The sequence below is a fragment of the Rhodanobacter sp. C05 genome, assembly GCF_002001165.1.
Lineage (GTDB): Bacteria > Pseudomonadota > Gammaproteobacteria > Xanthomonadales > Rhodanobacteraceae > Rhodanobacter.
This window is the reverse complement of the sequence record NZ_MUNQ01000018.1, coordinates 191,338-209,475: the sequence shown is the minus strand read 5'-3', so window position 1 is coordinate 209,475 and position 18,138 is coordinate 191,338. Positions and strand designations below refer to the sequence as shown.

13 protein-coding genes are annotated in these 18,138 nt (G+C 62.6%); 4 read left to right on the top strand and 9 right to left on the bottom strand.

Annotated elements, in window-relative coordinates; translation table 11 throughout:
- The first annotated feature begins 8 nt into the window (after positions 1-8).
- The gene (locus tag B0E51_RS15530) at positions 9-1,223 is read left to right on the top strand and encodes an alginate export family protein (protein ID WP_168172656.1); all 1,215 of its coding nucleotides are present in this window, start codon (positions 9-11) and stop codon (positions 1,221-1,223) included.
- 102 nt (positions 1,224-1,325) lie between these two features.
- On the opposite strand, the gene B0E51_RS15525 is transcribed toward B0E51_RS15530, so the two are convergent.
- The 5 genes from B0E51_RS15525 to B0E51_RS15505 all read right to left on the bottom strand — a co-directional run bounded on the left by B0E51_RS15525 (position 1,326) and on the right by B0E51_RS15505 (position 11,129).
- A complete protein-coding gene (locus B0E51_RS15525; protein WP_168172655.1) occupies positions 1,326-4,394 on the bottom strand; it encodes a TonB-dependent receptor in 3,069 nt (1,022 codons plus the stop codon).
- 669 nt (positions 4,395-5,063) lie between these two features.
- Complete coding sequence (locus B0E51_RS15520; RefSeq protein WP_077445762.1) at positions 5,064-7,919, bottom strand: PKD domain-containing protein; 2,856 nt, start codon at positions 7,917-7,919, stop codon at positions 5,064-5,066.
- A 282-nt stretch (positions 7,920-8,201) separates the two neighbouring features.
- Complete coding sequence (locus B0E51_RS15515) at positions 8,202-9,212, bottom strand: FecR family protein (RefSeq protein WP_168172654.1); 1,011 nt, start codon at positions 9,210-9,212, stop codon at positions 8,202-8,204.
- Between the two features lie 5 nt (positions 9,213-9,217).
- Positions 9,218-9,799, bottom strand: a complete 582-nt coding sequence (locus B0E51_RS15510; RefSeq protein WP_168172653.1) for an RNA polymerase sigma factor — start codon at positions 9,797-9,799, stop codon at positions 9,218-9,220.
- Between the two features lie 343 nt (positions 9,800-10,142).
- Positions 10,143-11,129 carry a multidrug resistance efflux transporter family protein gene (locus B0E51_RS15505; RefSeq protein WP_077445759.1) on the bottom strand — a complete coding sequence of 329 codons (987 nt, stop codon included), beginning with the start codon at positions 11,127-11,129 and terminating at the stop codon, positions 10,143-10,145.
- Positions 11,130-11,286: 157 nt separating this feature from the next.
- Between B0E51_RS15505 and B0E51_RS15500 the strand changes: the two genes are divergently transcribed.
- On the top strand, positions 11,287-12,042 hold the full coding sequence (locus B0E51_RS15500) for a nuclear transport factor 2 family protein (protein WP_168172652.1): 756 nt from the start codon (positions 11,287-11,289) through the stop codon (positions 12,040-12,042).
- Between the two features lie 19 nt (positions 12,043-12,061).
- Here B0E51_RS15500 and B0E51_RS15495 read toward each other — a convergent pair whose 3' ends face one another.
- Both B0E51_RS15495 and B0E51_RS15490 read right to left on the bottom strand, forming a co-directional pair.
- Positions 12,062-13,423 carry a HAMP domain-containing sensor histidine kinase gene (locus tag B0E51_RS15495; protein WP_077445757.1) on the bottom strand — a complete coding sequence of 454 codons (1,362 nt, stop codon included), beginning with the start codon at positions 13,421-13,423 and terminating at the stop codon, positions 12,062-12,064.
- On the bottom strand, positions 13,420-14,106 hold the full coding sequence (locus tag B0E51_RS15490) for a response regulator transcription factor (RefSeq protein ID WP_077445756.1): 687 nt from the start codon (positions 14,104-14,106) through the stop codon (positions 13,420-13,422). Before B0E51_RS15490 ends, B0E51_RS15495 begins: the two co-directional genes overlap by 4 nt.
- 152 nt (positions 14,107-14,258) lie before the next feature.
- On the opposite strand from B0E51_RS15490, the gene B0E51_RS15485 reads away from it, so the two are divergent.
- Positions 14,259-14,747 (top strand): Spy/CpxP family protein refolding chaperone, encoded by a 489-nt coding sequence (locus B0E51_RS15485; protein ID WP_077445755.1) that lies wholly within the window; start codon positions 14,259-14,261, stop codon positions 14,745-14,747.
- A 72-nt stretch (positions 14,748-14,819) separates the two neighbouring features.
- On the opposite strand, the gene B0E51_RS19545 is transcribed toward B0E51_RS15485, so the two are convergent.
- Positions 14,820-14,966 (bottom strand): hypothetical protein, encoded by a 147-nt coding sequence (locus tag B0E51_RS19545; protein WP_168172651.1) that lies wholly within the window; start codon positions 14,964-14,966, stop codon positions 14,820-14,822.
- 141 nt (positions 14,967-15,107) lie between these two features.
- Entirely contained in the window at positions 15,108-16,478 is a 1,371-nt protein-coding gene (locus tag B0E51_RS15480; RefSeq protein WP_077445754.1) for a formimidoylglutamate deiminase, read from the bottom strand.
- A 91-nt stretch (positions 16,479-16,569) separates the two neighbouring features.
- Here B0E51_RS15480 and B0E51_RS15475 point away from each other — a divergent pair, with 91 nt between their 5' ends.
- Positions 16,570-18,129 carry a bifunctional GNAT family N-acetyltransferase/carbon-nitrogen hydrolase family protein gene (locus B0E51_RS15475; protein ID WP_077445753.1) on the top strand — a complete coding sequence of 520 codons (1,560 nt, stop codon included), beginning with the start codon at positions 16,570-16,572 and terminating at the stop codon, positions 18,127-18,129.
- Positions 18,130-18,138 lie beyond the last annotated feature (9 nt).

The following is an 18,138-nucleotide window of genomic DNA, read 5'->3' as shown; positions in this document are numbered from 1 at the left end:
GGAATCACATGACGGGCCTCAAATACATCCTCGCAGCAAGCCTGCTGCTGTCGCAGGTCGTTCACGCCGACGACACTCCCAACACCTATGTCAGCACGCCGTATATCGGCCTGCGCTATCGCGACAGCACGCTGCGTCAGGACAACCTGGCGGATACCGGCCACGCCCACACGCTGCGTCTGCAACTGGGCTATCTGTGGGCACTGACGCCACACTTTGCCGCGTATGCGGAAGGCACCAAGGTATGGTCCTTGTTCGGTCGGCAATACAACGACACGACCGGTCGTCGCACGCCGTATCCGGCCGAGGCCGATCCGCGTTCGACCGAGCTCAGCAGCGCCTGGGTCGGTTACACCGATGACTGGTTTGAAGTCCGCGCCGGACGGCAGTACCTGAACCTCGACGACAAGCGCTTCTTCAGCTCAAACGCCTGGCGGCAGAATCCGCAGTCGTTCGACGGCATCACCGGCAAGGTGAAACTGGGCAGCAGTACCACGCTTGGTCTCGACTGGATCGACCAGGTCAATCGCACGGTGGGCGCGGACTTCCCCGACATCAACCAGCGCCGCTGGAAACTCGACGGGAAGTTGCTGCATCTGGATCAAACGCTGCCGCTGGGCACCTTGACCGCCTATGGCTACTTCATCAAGAACCTGACCCTGACCACCAATTCCGTGCGCACCGAAGGCGCACGCTGGACCGGCAAGGTGCCGTTGCAGGACGGCACCACCAGGTTGAGCTGGACGCTGGAAGCGGCGCACCAGAACAATTACGACAACAATCCGACCCACTTCAGCCTGCCCTACCACCTGTTCGAGCTGGGCTACGGCCTGCCTGCGCTATCGGCGCGACTGGGTGAGGAATCGCTGGGCGGCAATGGCCACACCGCATTCAACATCGCCTATGGCTCGGGCCACAGCTTCGATGGCTGGGTCGGCGTTTTCAGCATTCCCCCGCATGGCCTGCTCGATCGCTACGGCGGCGTCTACGGCGATCTGCCCTGGCACCAGCTGACCTGGCAGGTCACCTATCACGACTTCCAGCCGGTGAGCGGCAGCGGTTCGCGCTACGGCGACGAAATCGACGCCGGCCTGCGTGCGAACATCGACGCACGCCTGAGTCTGGAACTGCAGTACGGCGACTACCGCGCCGGCAGTTTCAGCGTGAGCCAGCGCAAGCTGTGGCTGCTGGCGGAGTACCGCTATGGCAAGCAGGCGATCTAGTGCGGTCAGCCGGAACAACGCGGGGGCGCCGAAGATCACACCCCGGCAACCACCCGGCATGCGATGCGGGAGATGCCACCATGAGTCAGGCGAACGTCCGCATCAGTGGATCTTGCCGCCGAATTTCAAGGTTGCCTGGAGCAGGATTTCACGGCCATAGATGTTGTAATTTTCCACGTTGAAGTACGGATACGTGGTGTACGTCGCATCAACCGGTGGCATCCGGTTGGCGATGTTGTTGACCAGGACGGCCAGATCCAGATTGGCGATCGGGGTATACCGCAGGCTCCAGTTGAACGTGATCCAGGGATGCAGCCAGCCGGAGCCTGCATACGCCGCACCGTAGGTGGCCGCTGTGTAGTTGGGTGAAGATCCGTAGCGGTGTCCGTACCATGTGCTCTTCCATTGGCCATTGGGACTGGTCCAGCTCAATGCTCCGCTGAGCACGCTCTTGAATCCCGCGCTGTACAGGGGATTGGCCAACTCGTCGAATGGAGGCTGGCCGGGCGCCAGCTGATAGCTGTGCTTGAGCATGTCGCTGTAGTCGAGCTGCAGGCCGAACTTGCCCAGACGCGTCGGGTCCGACTGATACCTGCCGCTGGCGATGAGCGAATCCGTCACCTCATTGGCAAGATTGGCGTAGTAGGTGGTGATGCCGATGACGGGCCCAGGCACGCCGCCCTGATCGGCGCGCTGCACCTGGCCATTGACCGCATTGGTGATGGCCTGGCACTCGGCGGAAGCAGGATTGATTTGACCGAGCAGACACTGCGCATCCTGCTGCATCAGGAGATCCGTGCTCTGCGCGACGATCTCGTCGTCGATGCTGGCATGAATGTAATCGATGCTTGCACTGAACCGGCTGTCCGGCGACCAGATCGCGCCAACCGCCCAGCTCCGTGCAGTCGTGGGTTGCAAGCTGCGACTGGCCCGCGACTCGCCCAGAACACTGGTCTGGTACTCGCTGCAATTGCTGCTCTGTGCCTGGGCACACAAGTAGTAATCGGTGACCTGCGTGTAATAGTCGGAAGGGCCCAGATAAATGGTGGACAGATCCGGTGCCTTGAATGCCGTGGCGTAATTGCCGCGCAGCAGCAGGCTGTCGAAAGGACGATATTCGATGCCGGCCTTGTAGGTGAATTTGCTGTTGTCGCTGCCGTCATCCAGGGCGTAATGGTCGTAGCGGCCGGACAGGTCGACCGTCAGCTGCTTCAGCAGCGGCAGGTTCAGTTCGAACGCGCTGGCGAGGTGCGAGCGGCGGCCACCGCCACCGGTCGTGGCATGTTCGTAGATGTCCGCATCGGCAAAAAGCGGATTGAGCGGCTGGTACCACGCCTCGTTGCCGCCCTCGGCCAGAACGGCGAGTCCGGCATCGCCCCCGGCGAGATGGAACAGGCGCGTGTTGCTGATGGTGAGCCGCGTACTGTTGATCCATGTGTTGCTGGATTCGCCGACACCCTCGGTGAAGCTCGCGTACTGTGCCGGCGTGACGGGTTGAAAGAATGCCGTGTAGTTTGGCTGATAGAGGGCAAGGCCCGTGGCGGGATCGCTACTGCCTGTCGGCTGGAACATGTTGACGAAGAACCGATCGATCTCGTCGGCAATGGCCAGGGATTCCACGACCTCCGTGCGATCACCGGAGCGCAGATAGTAGGCGTCCCAGTCCCAGTCGGACTCGCCGAACTGCCCATTCGCGCCGATGTCGATCTGGTACAGCAGATCCTGCTGTCGATCCATCTGACCGGCAGTGCCGTTCAGCATTTCTTCCGGAGCAAAACTCTTTTCGGGATAGAGGATGTTGCCGCTGCCGGCATCTTCGATCGCGCCTCCCGGCAGATCGTCGGGAAACCACTCGAGCACTGCAGGAAACCATTTCTGCTGTTGCCAGTCCAGCAGCACATCGCTGTAAAGACGAAGCTTGTCGTTGACGTCGTACCTGAGCTTGAGCATGCCGTCGTAACTTCGGCTCTGATTGCTGTAGGTGGTATAGCCAGCCATCTTGGGCGAGCCGCAATAGTGCCCTGCAAGATTCGAGGATGCACTGATGTTGATCAGAGCCGTGCTGCCACCGAACAGGTTGCTGCTGCATCCGGCAGGAGGATCGAGAAATCCCAGCGGATATCCGGTGAAGCTGTCGATCGTGCCGTAGTTGAGAATGCCCGACTGGATGCTGGGCATGCTCGTTCCACCAGACGGAGGGCCAGCGGTCAGGGGGCGCTGGTAGCCCCAGATCGGCGCCGCGTTGTCGAATTCCAGCATGGCCAGCACGCTGAGCTTCTGGAAATCGTGACCGTAGGCAAAGCTCATGCGCTGGCTGGCGCCACCGCCGTCGGCAAAATCGCCCGTGCCCACCGATATCTCGCCACCGTCCATATGCTGCCTGGTCACGATGTTGATCACGCCAGCCACGGCTTGCGATCCGTATATCGTCGAGCTTCCACCCGGCATCACGTCGATATGGTCGATCATCGACATGGGAATATTGGCGAGGTTGCTGAAGTTGATCGTGCCGTCGTACAGCCTGCCGAAATTCGCCACCGGCTTGCCATCGATCAGGATCGACGTGAATTCCGGGCCGAGGCCAAACAGGCTGATCGCCCGAGCACCCTGGGTGAACGAACCTGCCAGCTGGGGTCCCTGCACCGAGCCGGACGCAAGCACGGAGTTCTGCAGAATCTCGGCCACGCTGTTGAAACCGCTTGTCCTGATCTCTTCGAAGGAAATCGTGTAGGTCGGGGTGGCCGTCTGGATCTGGATATTGCCAATCAGCGAGCCGCTGATATTGATGGTTTCGAGTGTCTTGGGGGCGCTGATCGGCTCCCTTGTCATCACGGCATGCATGACTTTGTCGGGGAGCAATGCCGGTTGCAGCACGATGGTCGAGTCATTGACCGTCTTCCAGGTCAGTGGTGTGCCCGTCAGCAGCAGCCGCAGGGCGTTGATGAGCGTATAGCGACCCGAAATCCCTGGCGCCCGCTTCCCCGCCACCAGCTCGGGCGCGTAGATGATTTGCGCATTGCCTTGTGTCGCCAGCGCATCCAGAGCATCACGCAAGCTGCCCGGTGCAATGGCGTATTGCCGGGTCGGGATCGGTGGCGTGTGCGCCGAGACCGGCACGGCAATCGCGAGAATCGCGCTACCTAACGCTGCCAGCAGCAAATACCGGCCCAATGCCCTGCAGCGACCGGAACCCTGTGCCCTTCTGACGGAACACTCGCGAGGAGAGCCGCGCGTACTACCGGCCACCCGAAACCCCGCCTGCCATCCAGGCTCGTCTGCCAGCATACGGGAACCAGACGGCAACCCATGCCTGAAAGCATATCCAGTGCTGCTTCCACGGTCAGCGCGACAGCGGACCATGTCCGCCATCGACGACCGTTCGCAAGACATGCGGTTGAACAAGCGCAAATTCACCAGTAAGTCATGCCCATGCGGAGAGCGTAGCGCGACGGCACAAGTAGAACATGGTGCGACCTGCGAAAGCACCTGCTCGATCGCAGGCACACCGATATGCGGGGCGATGTTGCACTGGGGCGATCGCCTGCGCAGTCAGGATCCTGGAGGTGCTTACTGTGTGGCCGCAGGCATAGGGCGCTCTGACGCCGTTGGAGACATCAGACACAAAAAGCCCGGCCATCGCTGGCCGGGCCCGGTGACACCATGCAATGGGCGGTCACGTCCCTGTCCCCACCCATCCGCCCGGGCATCCAGTCCCGGTTGTTCAACATGCCATGGCTTCCTGCTGGCACAACTCAAGATCGCCGGTCACATCCTGTATCCGGCTACTCGAAAGAAACAGGAACAGTCATCCTGACTTGCATGACCGACTGGTCCCTCGACTTACTGCACGGTCAAGGTGACGTCGTCGAGCGTGAAGTCCGTGTTGCCCGAGGACGAGGTCTCCGCACCGGTGAACTTGATCACCACCGTCTGGCCGATGTACGCAGCCAGGTTGGCCGTCTCGACGGCATAACCGGTGTTCTTGTTCAAGTTGGTGAAGGAACCCACCGTCGCCAGCACCGTGCCCGACGTATTCAGCACCTGCACCTTGAGGGTGTCGACTGCCGTGGTCTTGGTGGTGTCGATATGCAGGTAGTACTGCAAGGTTGCGGTCGTCTTGCCGCTCGGAATCACCACTTGCTGCGAGACCGTGTCGGTGTGCGAAGCACCATAACCGTCAAGCCATGCGAACCAGGTACCCGCATGCGAGGTTTCGCCGCTGCCGCAATAGCTGGACGAGGAACTGCTGGTGCTGCAGAGCGTGCCCGAGCTCACCGTCCACGGCGAGGCTGCACCGGTTTCGAAGCCGGTGTTGCCCAGCAGTTGGGTCGGAGCGCTGCTGGTGACCGTCACCGAGCCGGTCTTGGTGCTGCTGGCACCGGTGTTGTCGGTCACCTTCAGCGACACGCTGTAGGTACCTGCGGCTGCGTAGCTGTGGCTGGGGCTGGCTGCGGTCGAGGTGCTGCTGTCACCGAAGTTCCAGGCGTACGAGTTGATGGTGCCGCCGGTATCCGTGGAAGTGTTGGTGAAGGTTGCGGTCAGACCGCTCACCGTGTCGGTGAAGCCGGCCACCGGATTGCCAGCGGCGGCGGCTGTTACCGTCACCGAGCCAGTCTTGGTACTGGTGGCACCGGTGTTGTCGGTCACCTGCAACGACACCGTGTACGTGCCCGCCGCGGTGTAGGTGTGGCTCGGGCTGGCCGCCGTCGAGGTGCTGCCGTCACCAAAGTTCCAGGCGTACGAGCTGATGGTGCCGCCGGTATCCGTGGAGGTGTTGGTGAAGCTCGCAGTCAGGTTGCTCACCGTATCGGTGAAGCTGGCCACGGGTGTGCTGCCGCTGCTGCTGCCGCCCCAGTACTTGGTGACGTAGGCGCTGAACTTGGAGATGTCCAGACTGCCCCAGCCGGTAGTGTTGTCGAAGCCGGCGGCAGCGTTGTAACCGTACCCGTTGTAACCGTTGTTGCCCGAGGTCACGTCATGCAGCGCCGTGGCGTCCTTGGGGAAATAGGTGTAGATGTTCTGGGCCGGCAGGCCGAGTGAATTGCTGTTGGCCGACTCGATACGCGCCCAGATGCCCACGAAGATCGGCGAAGCCAGGCTGGTGCCGCCGTACTGCTGGCCGGTCTGGCCGTTGGCGACGATGATGGCGCCAGTGGATGAAGCCGCATCGAACGCGAGGTCAGGTACCTGACGCTTGGTCACCGAGGAACCCAGCGCCGTGGTCTGCCAGGCGGGTGCCGCCTCGAACAGGCTCACGCCGCCGCCGGTCGCCCACAGGCGCTTGTTGTTGTCGCCGTTGTTCGGATCGACCGCGGCCAGGCCTTCGTTCCAGACGGTTTCGCCAGCCCAGGTGGTGGTACCGGTGGTGCTCAGCGTGGTGCCGCCCACCGCAATCACATTCGGCGAGGTGGCCGGCTCGCTGACGCCATAGTGCGACAGGGTGATCTTGACGGTGCCGCTGGAATTGGCGACATAACCCGGCGCGCCTTCGGTCGGATCGCTCGACCACTGATAGACGCCCGCATCACCGGCGGCGATCGAGAACGTCTGGCCCTGCGCGACAGCCTGCACGAAGACCTTGTCGTCCGCCGCCTGGGTGCCGGAGTTGTTGGCCGCCGTCTCGTCCTCGCCAAGCGACACGTTGATGACCTTGGCGACATTGGCGGTCACGGCGGTGTTGTAGGCCGCGGTGATGGTCGCATCCGTCAACCCGCTGTCGTTGCTGTCGCCGTTGATGGCTGCGTAGAAGATCAGCTGCTTGACGCCACCCGAAACCGCCGTGATGTCCTGGCTGTCCAGCGCCCATTCGCCGTCGTCGCCGTCGCTGGCCAGAGTGCCGCTGCCACCGGGAACGGTCAGCGTATTGACCGTGGCCAGGCCGGCGTTCTTGGTGAAGGTGTTCAGATCCTTGATGGTCTGGGTCATGTCGCCCCAGGTGATGATGCCCACCGTGGTGTTCGAGGCATTCGCCGTGCTGCCGACGTCATAGATCGTGGGGAAATCCGTCGGCTGATGACCGACCTGGCTACCCGTGGCCATCGTGCCCGCCATGTCCGGCGTCACGCGATGCGACATCACGTGCGGCTTGTTGATGTCCTGCAGACCGAGTACCGAGCCCACGATGCCACCCAATGCCTGCGGCACCGCCACATCGGTATCGTTCGCGAAATGCTGTTTGCCGTTGTAGCTGAAGGTCTTCAGGCTGGTGTTGAACGCACCGCTGGCGCTCATCGGGGTGCCATTGGCACTGACCAGCATGTTGTTCGGCGTCACGCTGATGTTGCTGAAGCCGTACTTCTGCAGATGCGCCACCACGGCCTGCACCTGGGCGTCCGTCGGAGCGTACTGGGCCTTGAACTGCGCCGGAGTCAGGTACTTGTGGTAATTGGCGCTGCCCGGCTGGTTGAGTTCGCGCAGGAAGGTCTGCAGTTGTGCTGCATTGCGCAGGTTCAGGCTGAGCACGACATGCAGTTGCTTGCTTGCCTCCAGCGGCATGATCTGCGAGGCATCAATGGCCGGGTGGCCGGTCATGACCAGCGTGGATACATTCGCGACAGCACTCTTTTGAATGCTGGCGTGTGTATTCGTCGATACCCATGTATCAGCGGCATGCGCAGACAGACTGAACATGGCCAACGACAGAGCCGCCGGCAACAACGCCTTGCGATACCCCGAAAACTGAAAACTGCTCGACATTTAGTGAACTCCCATGGATTTTTTTAGGACGCACGAAGCTATCGCGGCTGCATCAGCCCCACGCGTTAAGTCATTGCCGCCTCGGGGCGGCCCTCCACTCACCAGGATTTGTCCAGCGACCTGCAAGACCACCGGATACCGATGTCCCCTACGCTCCCTGTACATCGGCATATTTCAGCGTCGCCTTTCTTAAGACGGGGGACGAGGGAAAAGGCCTACTAGGAAATTTTGAGAGAAGCGCAGCTGTTGCCGATCTCTCCCACCGAGGGAGATAAGCAGGAATTATCTGCGACGAAGCAGCACGACCCGCTGGGCGGAAACGCGGTCGGCACGGATCGGCCAGCCTTGCTGCAAGGCCTGGATCAGGGTTGCCTGATCCCCGGCATGGAAAGCACCACTGATGCGTATGTCCTGCAGCGATGGATCACCGATCTGCAGCTGGATTGCACTGTACCGATTCATTTCGGCAAGCAGATCCGGCAAGCGCCAGTCATGCGCGAACAGTTTTCCTCTGGTCCATCCCTCGGCTCCCTGGACATCGGCAGAATGCACGGGATCGATGCGGCCGGACTGGTCGAACGCCAATTGCTCGCCAGCCACCAGGGACGCGAATTGCGGTGTGCCGGTCTGCGGCTGGGTGGCGATGGCGAGCTTGCCCTTCAGCAGGGTCACGGCTGTCCTGTCGCCATTTATGCGTACCTGGAATTCGGTGCCGACGGCGGTCACCGTGCCGCTCTCGGCATGCACGACAAACGGCCACGCCGGGTTGCCCTGCACCTGGAACTGGGCCCGTCCGTGCAGCAGATCGATGCGCCGCCTACTCTCGCTGTAACGTTCGACCAGCTCGGTGTCGGTGTCCAGCACGATGGATGAGCCGTCCTTGAGATGCACGGTGCGTTGCTGGCCTGTGATCGTGGCGTAATGGGTGCCAGGCGGATCGGTGGGCGCCACGTACCAGCGCGGTATCACCACCAGGGCGAGAACCGCCGAAAACGTCAAGGCCGCCGCCGGGTAGAACCAGCGATGCAACAGCCGGGGCTCGGGGTGGGACGAATGCAGCGCACGATTCGCGGCCACCATGATCGCGACATCCTTTACCGCATCCTCACTCTGTTTCCAGAGGTAGACGGTCTCCCGGTAGGCGGCGGCATGCACCGGACTGGCTGCGCGCCAGCGCTCGAATTCGGCGCGCACGTGCTCCGGGCAGTCCGGCTCCAGCAGCCGCACAAACCACACTCCGGCCTCGTCGTCCGCATCTGCCCGAGGACTATTGTCAGCGATTCGCTCGTCCATGTTCATCACAACGTGTCCGCCGACGAATCGCCTACCTTGCGCTTCAAAAAAGCCAGTGCCGTGGCAAGGTGCTTTTCGACCGTCTTCACGGAAATGCCGCAGCGCGCCGCAATCTGGGCACGACTCATACCGTGCACCCGTTTCAGGAGATAGACACGCTGGCATTTGGGCGGCAGGGCCAGGATGGCCTGGGTAAGGCGTGCGACCTGCTGCTCGTATTCGGCACGCTCTTCCGGCGAATATTCATGGTCGGCGATGTCATGACCGTCCAGCGCCACGTGGTCCCTGCTGCAATGCGTATGCGCGACGCGAAACTGGTCATGCGCCACATTGACCGCGATGCGGTACAGCAACTGCTTCCAGGCAGTGGCCGGCTCCGACTCACGGTAACGCAGCAACTTGGTCATGCTTTCCTGTGCGGCATCTTCGGCGTCCTGTTCGGTCGCTGTGCGACGACGCAGGAACTGGACGAGGCTCCGGTACTGCTCGCGGATGAAGGCATCGAAACTGCGTACTTCCGCGCACCGCTCGACCGCCGTTATCTGCGGCAATGGAATGCTCGATGCGCCATCACGCTTGTTGTCCATGCCCAAATTCGTACCTGCCGCTGCCTGACGTGATGCTTGCCGAATCATCATGTCACAAAATCAGCCGCGCCCTTACCACGAGACTGTTGCGTGATGACGACAACGCGAACGGTTCGAAGCAACGCGCGATCCGGTTCAAACAATCGTCACAGCGCATGCCCCCATGCGCCCCTCCATCATCTCCCCCTGCGGGGGGAGATCGCCCACTCCCCAAGCACACTATCGCAGATCAACTCTGTCGAGGGTATGGCCCACGAGCCACATCAGACGCCCGGATGCAGAAGCTCTGAGCCAGATCACAGGCGTGGCGCAATAATTTGCGATTCAGCCGATTGAAGATTTCTCAGGCGCTGCGATCGCTGCGCAAGGCACGCACCGCTTCATCATTGCCGGCCGCACCACGCCCGCTGACCCAGCCGAACAGTGCGATGCCGACGATGATCGCCAGTGCACCAAACAGCGCATAGCCGTGCGGCCATGCCTCGTCGAGAAACAGCACACCGAGGAAGGTGGCGAACAGCAGCTCGGCCGCCTGCATCGCCTCGACCGCAGCCAGCGCGGTCGGCTCACGCCGCACCATGTCGGTGGCGCGGAAAAACATCACCGTGGCGATGGTGCCCGACGACAGGGCGACGCCACCGGCCAGCAACGCTTCGCGCAGGGTCGGTGGACCCATCGTGCACCAGGCGATGCCGGCAAACAGCAACCACAACGGCCAACTGCACAAGGTCATGCCGAATACGCGCTGCACTGCGTTGATATGGCTTTCACCATGCTCCAGATGCAGCAGCAGCTTGCGGTTGCCGAGCGGATATGCAAACGCGGACAGCACCACCGCAGCGATCGCCAGCCAGTCGCTCGCATGCAGCTGGCCCTGCGCGTGACCCCATTGCAGCGCGAACACACCTGCGACGATCAGCGCACCGATCGCCAGCGTGCGCCACGCCAACCGGCGCCGCTCGTCGCGATAGATCAGCGGCGCCAGCAACGGTCCGGCCAGCACGGTGGTCTGGAAGCTGCCGGCAATCAGCCACGATGGTCCGCTGCTGGCCGCCCAGGTCAGCGGAATGCCGAACAGTACGAAACCGACGCTGCTCCAGATCAGCCATGTGCGTGGATGCCGGCGCAGTTCGCGGGGCAATTCGCCCAAGCCGCCCTGTAACGGGAGCACCGTGGCCAGCAACGGCAGCGTGATCAGGTAACGCAGGATCACCGCCCACGCCCAATGACCGCCGCCAGCGACAAGACTGCGGTTGAGCACATAGGTGAGCGTGAAGAACAACGCTGCACATAACGCGAGACCCACAGCAGCAAGCGAAGACGAACGCATGAAAAATCCGGGGCGGTCACGGCAAGGCCGCAGTGTTGCAAATCAGCCAGCGATTGCGAAGCACGCCGCGTCACTGCGACCTTCGCATGACTTGGTGCACATGCTGCAGCTCCGTGCCGGATCCAGACTCACGGCCATCCATCAAGGAGAAACGATCATGCGGATGTTTCGGTTGGCATCAGCGCTGGCATGGCTCACGGTTTTGCCAGTATCGGCCCTGCACGCGACCGAGGCACCGAGCACATTGCGTGCTCAGCTGCTGGCGATCACGCAAGCCTGGGTAGATGCGATTCCTTTGGGCAGGCAGGATGTGTGGGAACACACGCTGACCCATGACGCAGTTCTCATCGACGAGTTCGGTCGTATCCAGCACAAGCAGGATGCGGTGGCCTCGCTGCATCCCCTCCCGTCGGGCTTGTCCGGCAGCATCGAGCTGCGCGATCCGCATGTGCAGCAATACGGCGATACGGCCCTGCTGCAAGTCGAGTGGTACGAGCGCGAGAGCGTGTTCGGACAACAACTGGTGGTGCGCTACCAGTCGCTGCTCACCTTCGTGAAGCAGGATGGCGCATGGAAGCTGGCCGGCGCCGAGGACGTGACGATCCCGACGGCACCGCCGAAACTGCAGGTCAACGGACTCGTGCTCGGCGACTACACCGGCAGCTATCGCTATGGGCCGGACCGTGCGTGGTCGGTCAGCGTGAAGGATGGCGTGCTCGGCTACGTCACCAGGGCTGGTCGGCCGTTCAATCGGATCGAACCGATCGCCAGGGACGTGTTCATGGGCACCGACGACGAGAGGAACCTGCTGATCTTCCGTCGCGATGCCGCCGGCCATGTCACCGAACTGATCGAACGGCGCAAGTTCAACGACCTGCATCTCACGCGTGACACAAGCAGCGGCAAAACCTGAGCCAATGCGTCAAGCCTCTCTAGACTGGCGACGCCAGTGGCAACCGCAGGTGCACTTCCAGTCCGCCATGCACACCGTTGCTGGCGTGGATATTTCCGCCATGAACCTGCACTACCCGCTGCACGATCGCCAGGCCCAGACCATGACCGTTGGTCAACGCAGCATTGCTGCCACGAAAGAATGGCCGGAACAAGGACTCCAGCTCGGCGTCGGGCACGCCTGGACCATGATCGCGGATGGACAACTCCGCGCTGTCCTCGCGAACCTGCACGGCAAGCTCCACGCTGCCGCCTGCAGGGCTGAACTTGATCGCATTGGTGATCAGGTTGTCCACGGCCCGTTCCAGCAACAGTGGGCTACCCAGGACGGTGACCGGTCGACTGGGCATCCACTGCAGCCGCACCTGACGCGCATCGGCTTCCAGTTCGGCCTGTGCGATGCACGCCTGTACCAGTTCAGCCAACTCGACAGGCTCGCGTTCCATGCCCGGAATGCCGCCTTCCAGACGCGATAAAGTAAGCATCTCCCCGGTCATGCGATCGAGCCGGGCAATCTCCTGTTCGGCCTGGCGGAAATACGAATCCGCTTCGGCCGCACTGGTACTGCGCTGTGCCAGATCGAGGATCAGATGCAGCCGCGCCAGCGGCGAGCGCAGTTCGTGCGACAAATCCTGCAACACGCCGCGATCGTGCGTCACCAGCGCTTCGATGCGTTCGGCCATCGCATCGAAGTCGAGTGCAAGCTGCGCGAGCTCATCGTGCGCCATGCCGCCCTGGTGGCCGACCCGAGTTGAAAGTTCGCCAGCCGCCATGCGCCGGGTCGCCTCGCGCAAGGCCTCGACCGGCCTGGCCACGCTGCGCGCGACCCACCAGCCCAGCAATCCGATGCACAGCAGCGACAGCACCAGCTGAATGCACAACAGGATCGTTTGCCTGGTCTGCGGACGCAGTCGCGTATGCGTCCTGCTCATCGCCACCAATTGGCGGACCTGGCCATCGTCGCCGGTGACCTGCTGCACGGCGATGTAGATGCCTGGCCACGGCTGCACGACGATATCGCGGTTCTCTTCGAGCCAATTCGGCAGCGATTTCGCGACGGATGCATGCAGGTGAATCGGATAGAGCGTCTGACCCTTCTCATACAGGGTCGCCTCGATACCCTCCTGCCGTTGTTGCTCGGACCAGTCGGCCAACGCCGGGGCACCGCCGCTTTCATAGGCTTGGTCTGCGCTCTGGGCCAGCAGCACCCAGTTGATTTCCCTGGCCGTGGTGTACTCGATGAAACCGCGGGTCAGCAGGCCGCCAAGCAGAAGCACCAACAGGTTGGCCACGCAGAACCAGATCAGCACACGCCAGTACAGCGAACTCCTGAACGGGTTCATGACTCACCCACGATCAGCACGTAACCTGCGCCACGCACCGACTCGATACGCGGAGATTGCGGCGAGGCTTCCATCAATTTGTGGCGCAGCCGACTCACATGCACATCGACACTGCGGTCGAAACGCTCCAGCTCGCGCCCCAATGCCATGCGCGTCAGCACGGCCTTGTCGACCAGTTCGCCGGCACGTTGAGCGAGCACCTGCAACAGCAGGAATTCGGCCCCGGTCAGCGACAATTCCTTGCCCTCGGCATACGCACGCCTTTCACTGGGTTGCAGGCGCAACGTACCCACCTGCAGCGTCCCTGCCGCTGCCGGTGTATTGCGTCGCAACTGCGCACGCACGCGCGCAAGCAATTCCCGCGGCAGGCAGGGTTTGGCCAGGTAGTCGTCCGCGCCAAGCTCCAGCCCGATCACCCGGTCCACCGCCTCGCCGCGTGCGGAAAGCATGATGACCGGCAGCCGGTACTGCAGCCGTAACTCCCGCAGGGTTTCCAGGCCATCGCGGCCCGGCATCATCACATCGAGTATCAGCAAATCAGGCCTCGATGCCTGGGTGCGCAACTGAGCCAGCGCCGCATCGCCGTCATGGGCGATGTCCACGACAAAGCCTTCGCGCTGGAGATATTCGGCCAGCAAGCTGCATAGCGCGCGGTCATCGTCGACAATCAGGATTCTGGACATGGTGGCCGGGTGGTTTTGACCCATTCAAAGCGGGTGCCTGCGGGAACACCATGCTCTTTACGCATCTTTACCCTACGGCAAAGAACATACACGCGACATGGTCGTCTAATGGGTGCAAGACAAACTCCCCCACTACGACAAAGGTACTACCCATGCGCAAGAGCATCTCACTCGGCCTGATCCTGGCCTCGGCCGTAGCAGCCACCACCATTGCTGTCGCCGCTCCGGGCGCCGGTTCATTCGGCGGCGGGCACCACGGCCAGCACCACGGCCAGTTCATGGCCTTCAGCAAGCTCAACCTGACTGATGCCCAGCGTGCCAGCATCAAGCAGATCATGCAGAACAGCTTTGCCCAGAACAAGACACAGCGTCAGGCGCTTCACCAGCAGCGCAGCGCGTTTGCCTCGATGACCCCTGATCAGGTCGGCTACCAGGCAGCCGCAGCCAGTCTGGCCCAGGCGGAAGGCGCAGCAACTCAGCAGCGTGTGCAGCAGCGCGCCAATATCCGTGCGCAGGTCTACGCCGTACTGACCGCGCCGCAGAAGGCGCAGCTGGCCACCTTCAAGGCCCAGCAGCAGGCCCGCAAGCAGCAGTGGGAACAGTTCAAGGCTCAGCACCCGGCCTCGCCGGCGACTCCGTAAGCAGTCAGCGGCAGGAGGCTGCGCCAGCGGCAGGGCTGGCGCAGCTTTTTATGGTGCGGAATGGCTGAGCAATCAACGGTAGTGATAGTGGCCGCCGACCCAGACATGGCCGACTGCCCAATAACCCGGCACCCAGACACCCACCGGTCGTCCCGGCACCATCACGCAGCCACTGAGCAACACGGCAGACATCAACAGCACGGACATGAAACGACGCATGGGGACACTCCTTGATGGGGATGTGTCGCCAGGAACGGTGTCTTGCTGTTCCACGATGACGGTGCCAACCGCAACAGATGGTTGGCATTCATTTGAAGCGCGTTCAGCTGCTGCTGCGCAACTTCTCCCAGGCCCGATGATTCACTGCGCGGCAAGCGCGGTGACTGCGCTGTGATAACGCGCAGCTATGCGCTCTTCATCGTGATGCCGGAAATCCCGCACGAGCCAGCGACCAGCGACCATCACGTCGCGCACCAGCGGCGTATTGCCGGCAAACAGGAAACTGTCCAGCACCGAGCGTGTATCGCGTGCAGCCAGCAAGGGTGAGGATTCGTCCAGCACGATCAGATCCGCACGCGTACCCTCACGCAACTCGCCAACGGGCAAGCCGGAAGCCCGTGCACCGCCATGCAACGTGGCGCGCCACAGCGTCTCGCCGACGCTGTCGCCTTCGCGCCGTGCTGCGATATTCCGATGACGCGTATGCAGGCGCTGGCCGTATTCCAGCCAGCGCAACTCCTCCACCGGCGAGATCGAGATGTGCGAGTCCGAACCGATGCCCAGTGTGCCGCCGGCATCGAGATAATCGGCCAATGGGAACAACCCGTCGCCAAGATTCGCCTCGGTAGTGGGGCACAGTCCGGCCACCGCCCCACTGCGCGCGATCCGTGCGGCTTCCACCGTGGTCAGGTGGGTCGCATGCACCAGACACCAGCGCGCATCGACTTCAGCGTGGTCGAACAACCACTCCACCGGCCGTGCGCCGCGCGTGGCCAGGCAGTCCTGCACCTCACCGATCTGTTCGGCGATGTGGATGTGGATCGGGCAGGTTCTTGCCACGTCGCTGGCAAGCACCTCGCGCATCGCCCGCTCCGGCACCGCGCGCAATGAGTGCAGGGCAATGCCGACACGCACGCCCTCACTTTCATGCCGGCGCAGAGTTTCCAGCAGACGCAGATAACCGTCCACCGTGTGACCGAAGCGGCGCTGCCGTGCAGTGAGCGCGCGACCGTCGAAACCGCCGCTGATGTACAGCACCGGCAGCAGGGTCAGCGCGATGCCCGCCTCGCGTGCCGCCTCGATCAGTACCAGCGACATCGCCTCCGGCTGCGCATAGGGCGTGCCGTCCGGCTGGTGATGCAGGTAGTGGAATTCGCAGACCTGGGTGTAACCGGCCTTCAACATCTCGACATAGAGCTGGGTGGCGATCGCCCTGAGTTCGTCCGGGCCGATCGCCGCAGCGAACGCATACATCGTCTCGCGCCAGCTCCAGAAACTGTCGTCGGCCCTGCCCTTGCGCTCGGCCAGCCCGGCCATCGCGCGCTGGAACGCATGCGAATGCAGGTTCGGCATGCCGGGCAGAACCCATGCACCCAGGGATTCGGCTGAAGTAGCAACAGGCTCGACCAGTCGGCCGCCCGCATCCACGCCAAGCAAGCCATCGGCGTGCCAGCCACCGGCCTGCCAGAACTGGCCGGTCTTGAAGCTGCGGATGGCTGCGCTATCACTCATGGACTTGCTCCCGGGCTGATGTCGCGCAGTGTAACCGGGCCGATGACATCGTCTTCACTCGGGCCACCACCGCCCTATGCATAATCAAGCGATGGCAAAGAAGACGAACGAACACACGCCCAAGCTGTTGTTGCGGCAGGCAGTTCCAGCGGACGTACCGGCCCTGGTCACACTCACCGGGCGAATCTACACCCTGGAATGGGGCCACTCGGCGGAGATGCTGCGCTCCCAGCAGACGCACTTCCCCGAAGGCCAGTTCGTGGTGGAGTACGAAGGCGTGCTCGTCGGCTACTGCGCCACGTTCCGCATCGACGAGGCGACCGCGCTGGCCCCGCATACCTGGATGCAGATCACCGGCGGCGGCATGGGCTCGCGCCACAAGCCCGACGGCGACTGGCTGTACGGCATGGAAGTGGTGGTGCATCCGGACTACCGCGGCATGCGCATCGGCCAGCGGCTGTACCAGGCACGCAAACGCCTGTGTATCGACCTCAAGTTGCGCGGCATCGTGTTTGGTGGGCGCATTCCAGGCCTGGCGAAGAACATGCAACGCTACGGCAGCGCCGAGGCGTACGTGCAGGCTGTGGTGGAAGGCAAGCGGCGCGATCTCACCCTGAGTTTCCAGCTCAACAACGATTTCGAGGCGATCGGACTCCTGCGCGCGTATGTGCCGTCCGACTACGACTCGCTCGGCTATGCGGTGCACCTGGTCTGGCGCAATCCGCGCCTGCTCGACCATCCGGACATGCCGTCGATCCCCTCGACGCAGCGCCTGCCCGACTCCGTGCGGGTGGCCTCGGTGCAGTACCAGCAGCGGCGCATCAAGTCGTTCGAGGAGTTCGCCACCCAGGTCGAATACTTCACCGACATCGCCGCCGACTACAACGCCGATTTCGTCACCTTCCCCGAGCTGATCACGCTGCAGCTGCTGTCGATCGAGAACGAAGAGCAGTCGCCGTTCGACACGATCCGCAAGCTCAGTCAGTACACGCCGCAAGTAAAGGAACTCTTCAGTCATCTCGCGGTGCACTACAACATCAACATCGTCGCCGGCTCGCATCCGACCGAGCAACCGAACGGCGACATCCACAACGTCTGCTATGTGTGCCTGCGCGATGGTTCGATCCACGAGCGCGAGAAGCTGCATCCCACGCCGAGCGAACGGAACGTGTGGAACATCAGCGGGGGCGACAGCGCGGCGACGGTGCTCACCGACTGCGGGCCGATCGGCGTGATGATCTGCTACGACTCCGAATTCCCGGAAGTCGCCCGCCACCTCACCGACCAGGGCGCGCTGATCCTGTTCGTGCCGTTCTGCACCGACGTGCGCGAGGGCTACCTGCGCGTGCGCTACTGCTCGCAGGCGCGGGCGATCGAGAACCAGTGCTACGTGGTGCTCTCCGGCAACGTCGGCAACCTGCCTGGCGTCAACAATTTCGACATCCAGTACGGCCAGAGCTGCATCCTCACGCCCAGCGACTTCCCGTTCGCACGCGACGGCATCGCCGCCGATTCCACACCGAACATCGAGACCGTGCTGTTCGCCGACCTGCGGCTGGAAAGCCTGGCCCGTGCGCGCAACGCCGGCGCGGTGCAGAATTTGAAAGATCGCCGCTTCGATCTGTACGAAACGCGTTGGCGACCGCGCTGACTATGTCGG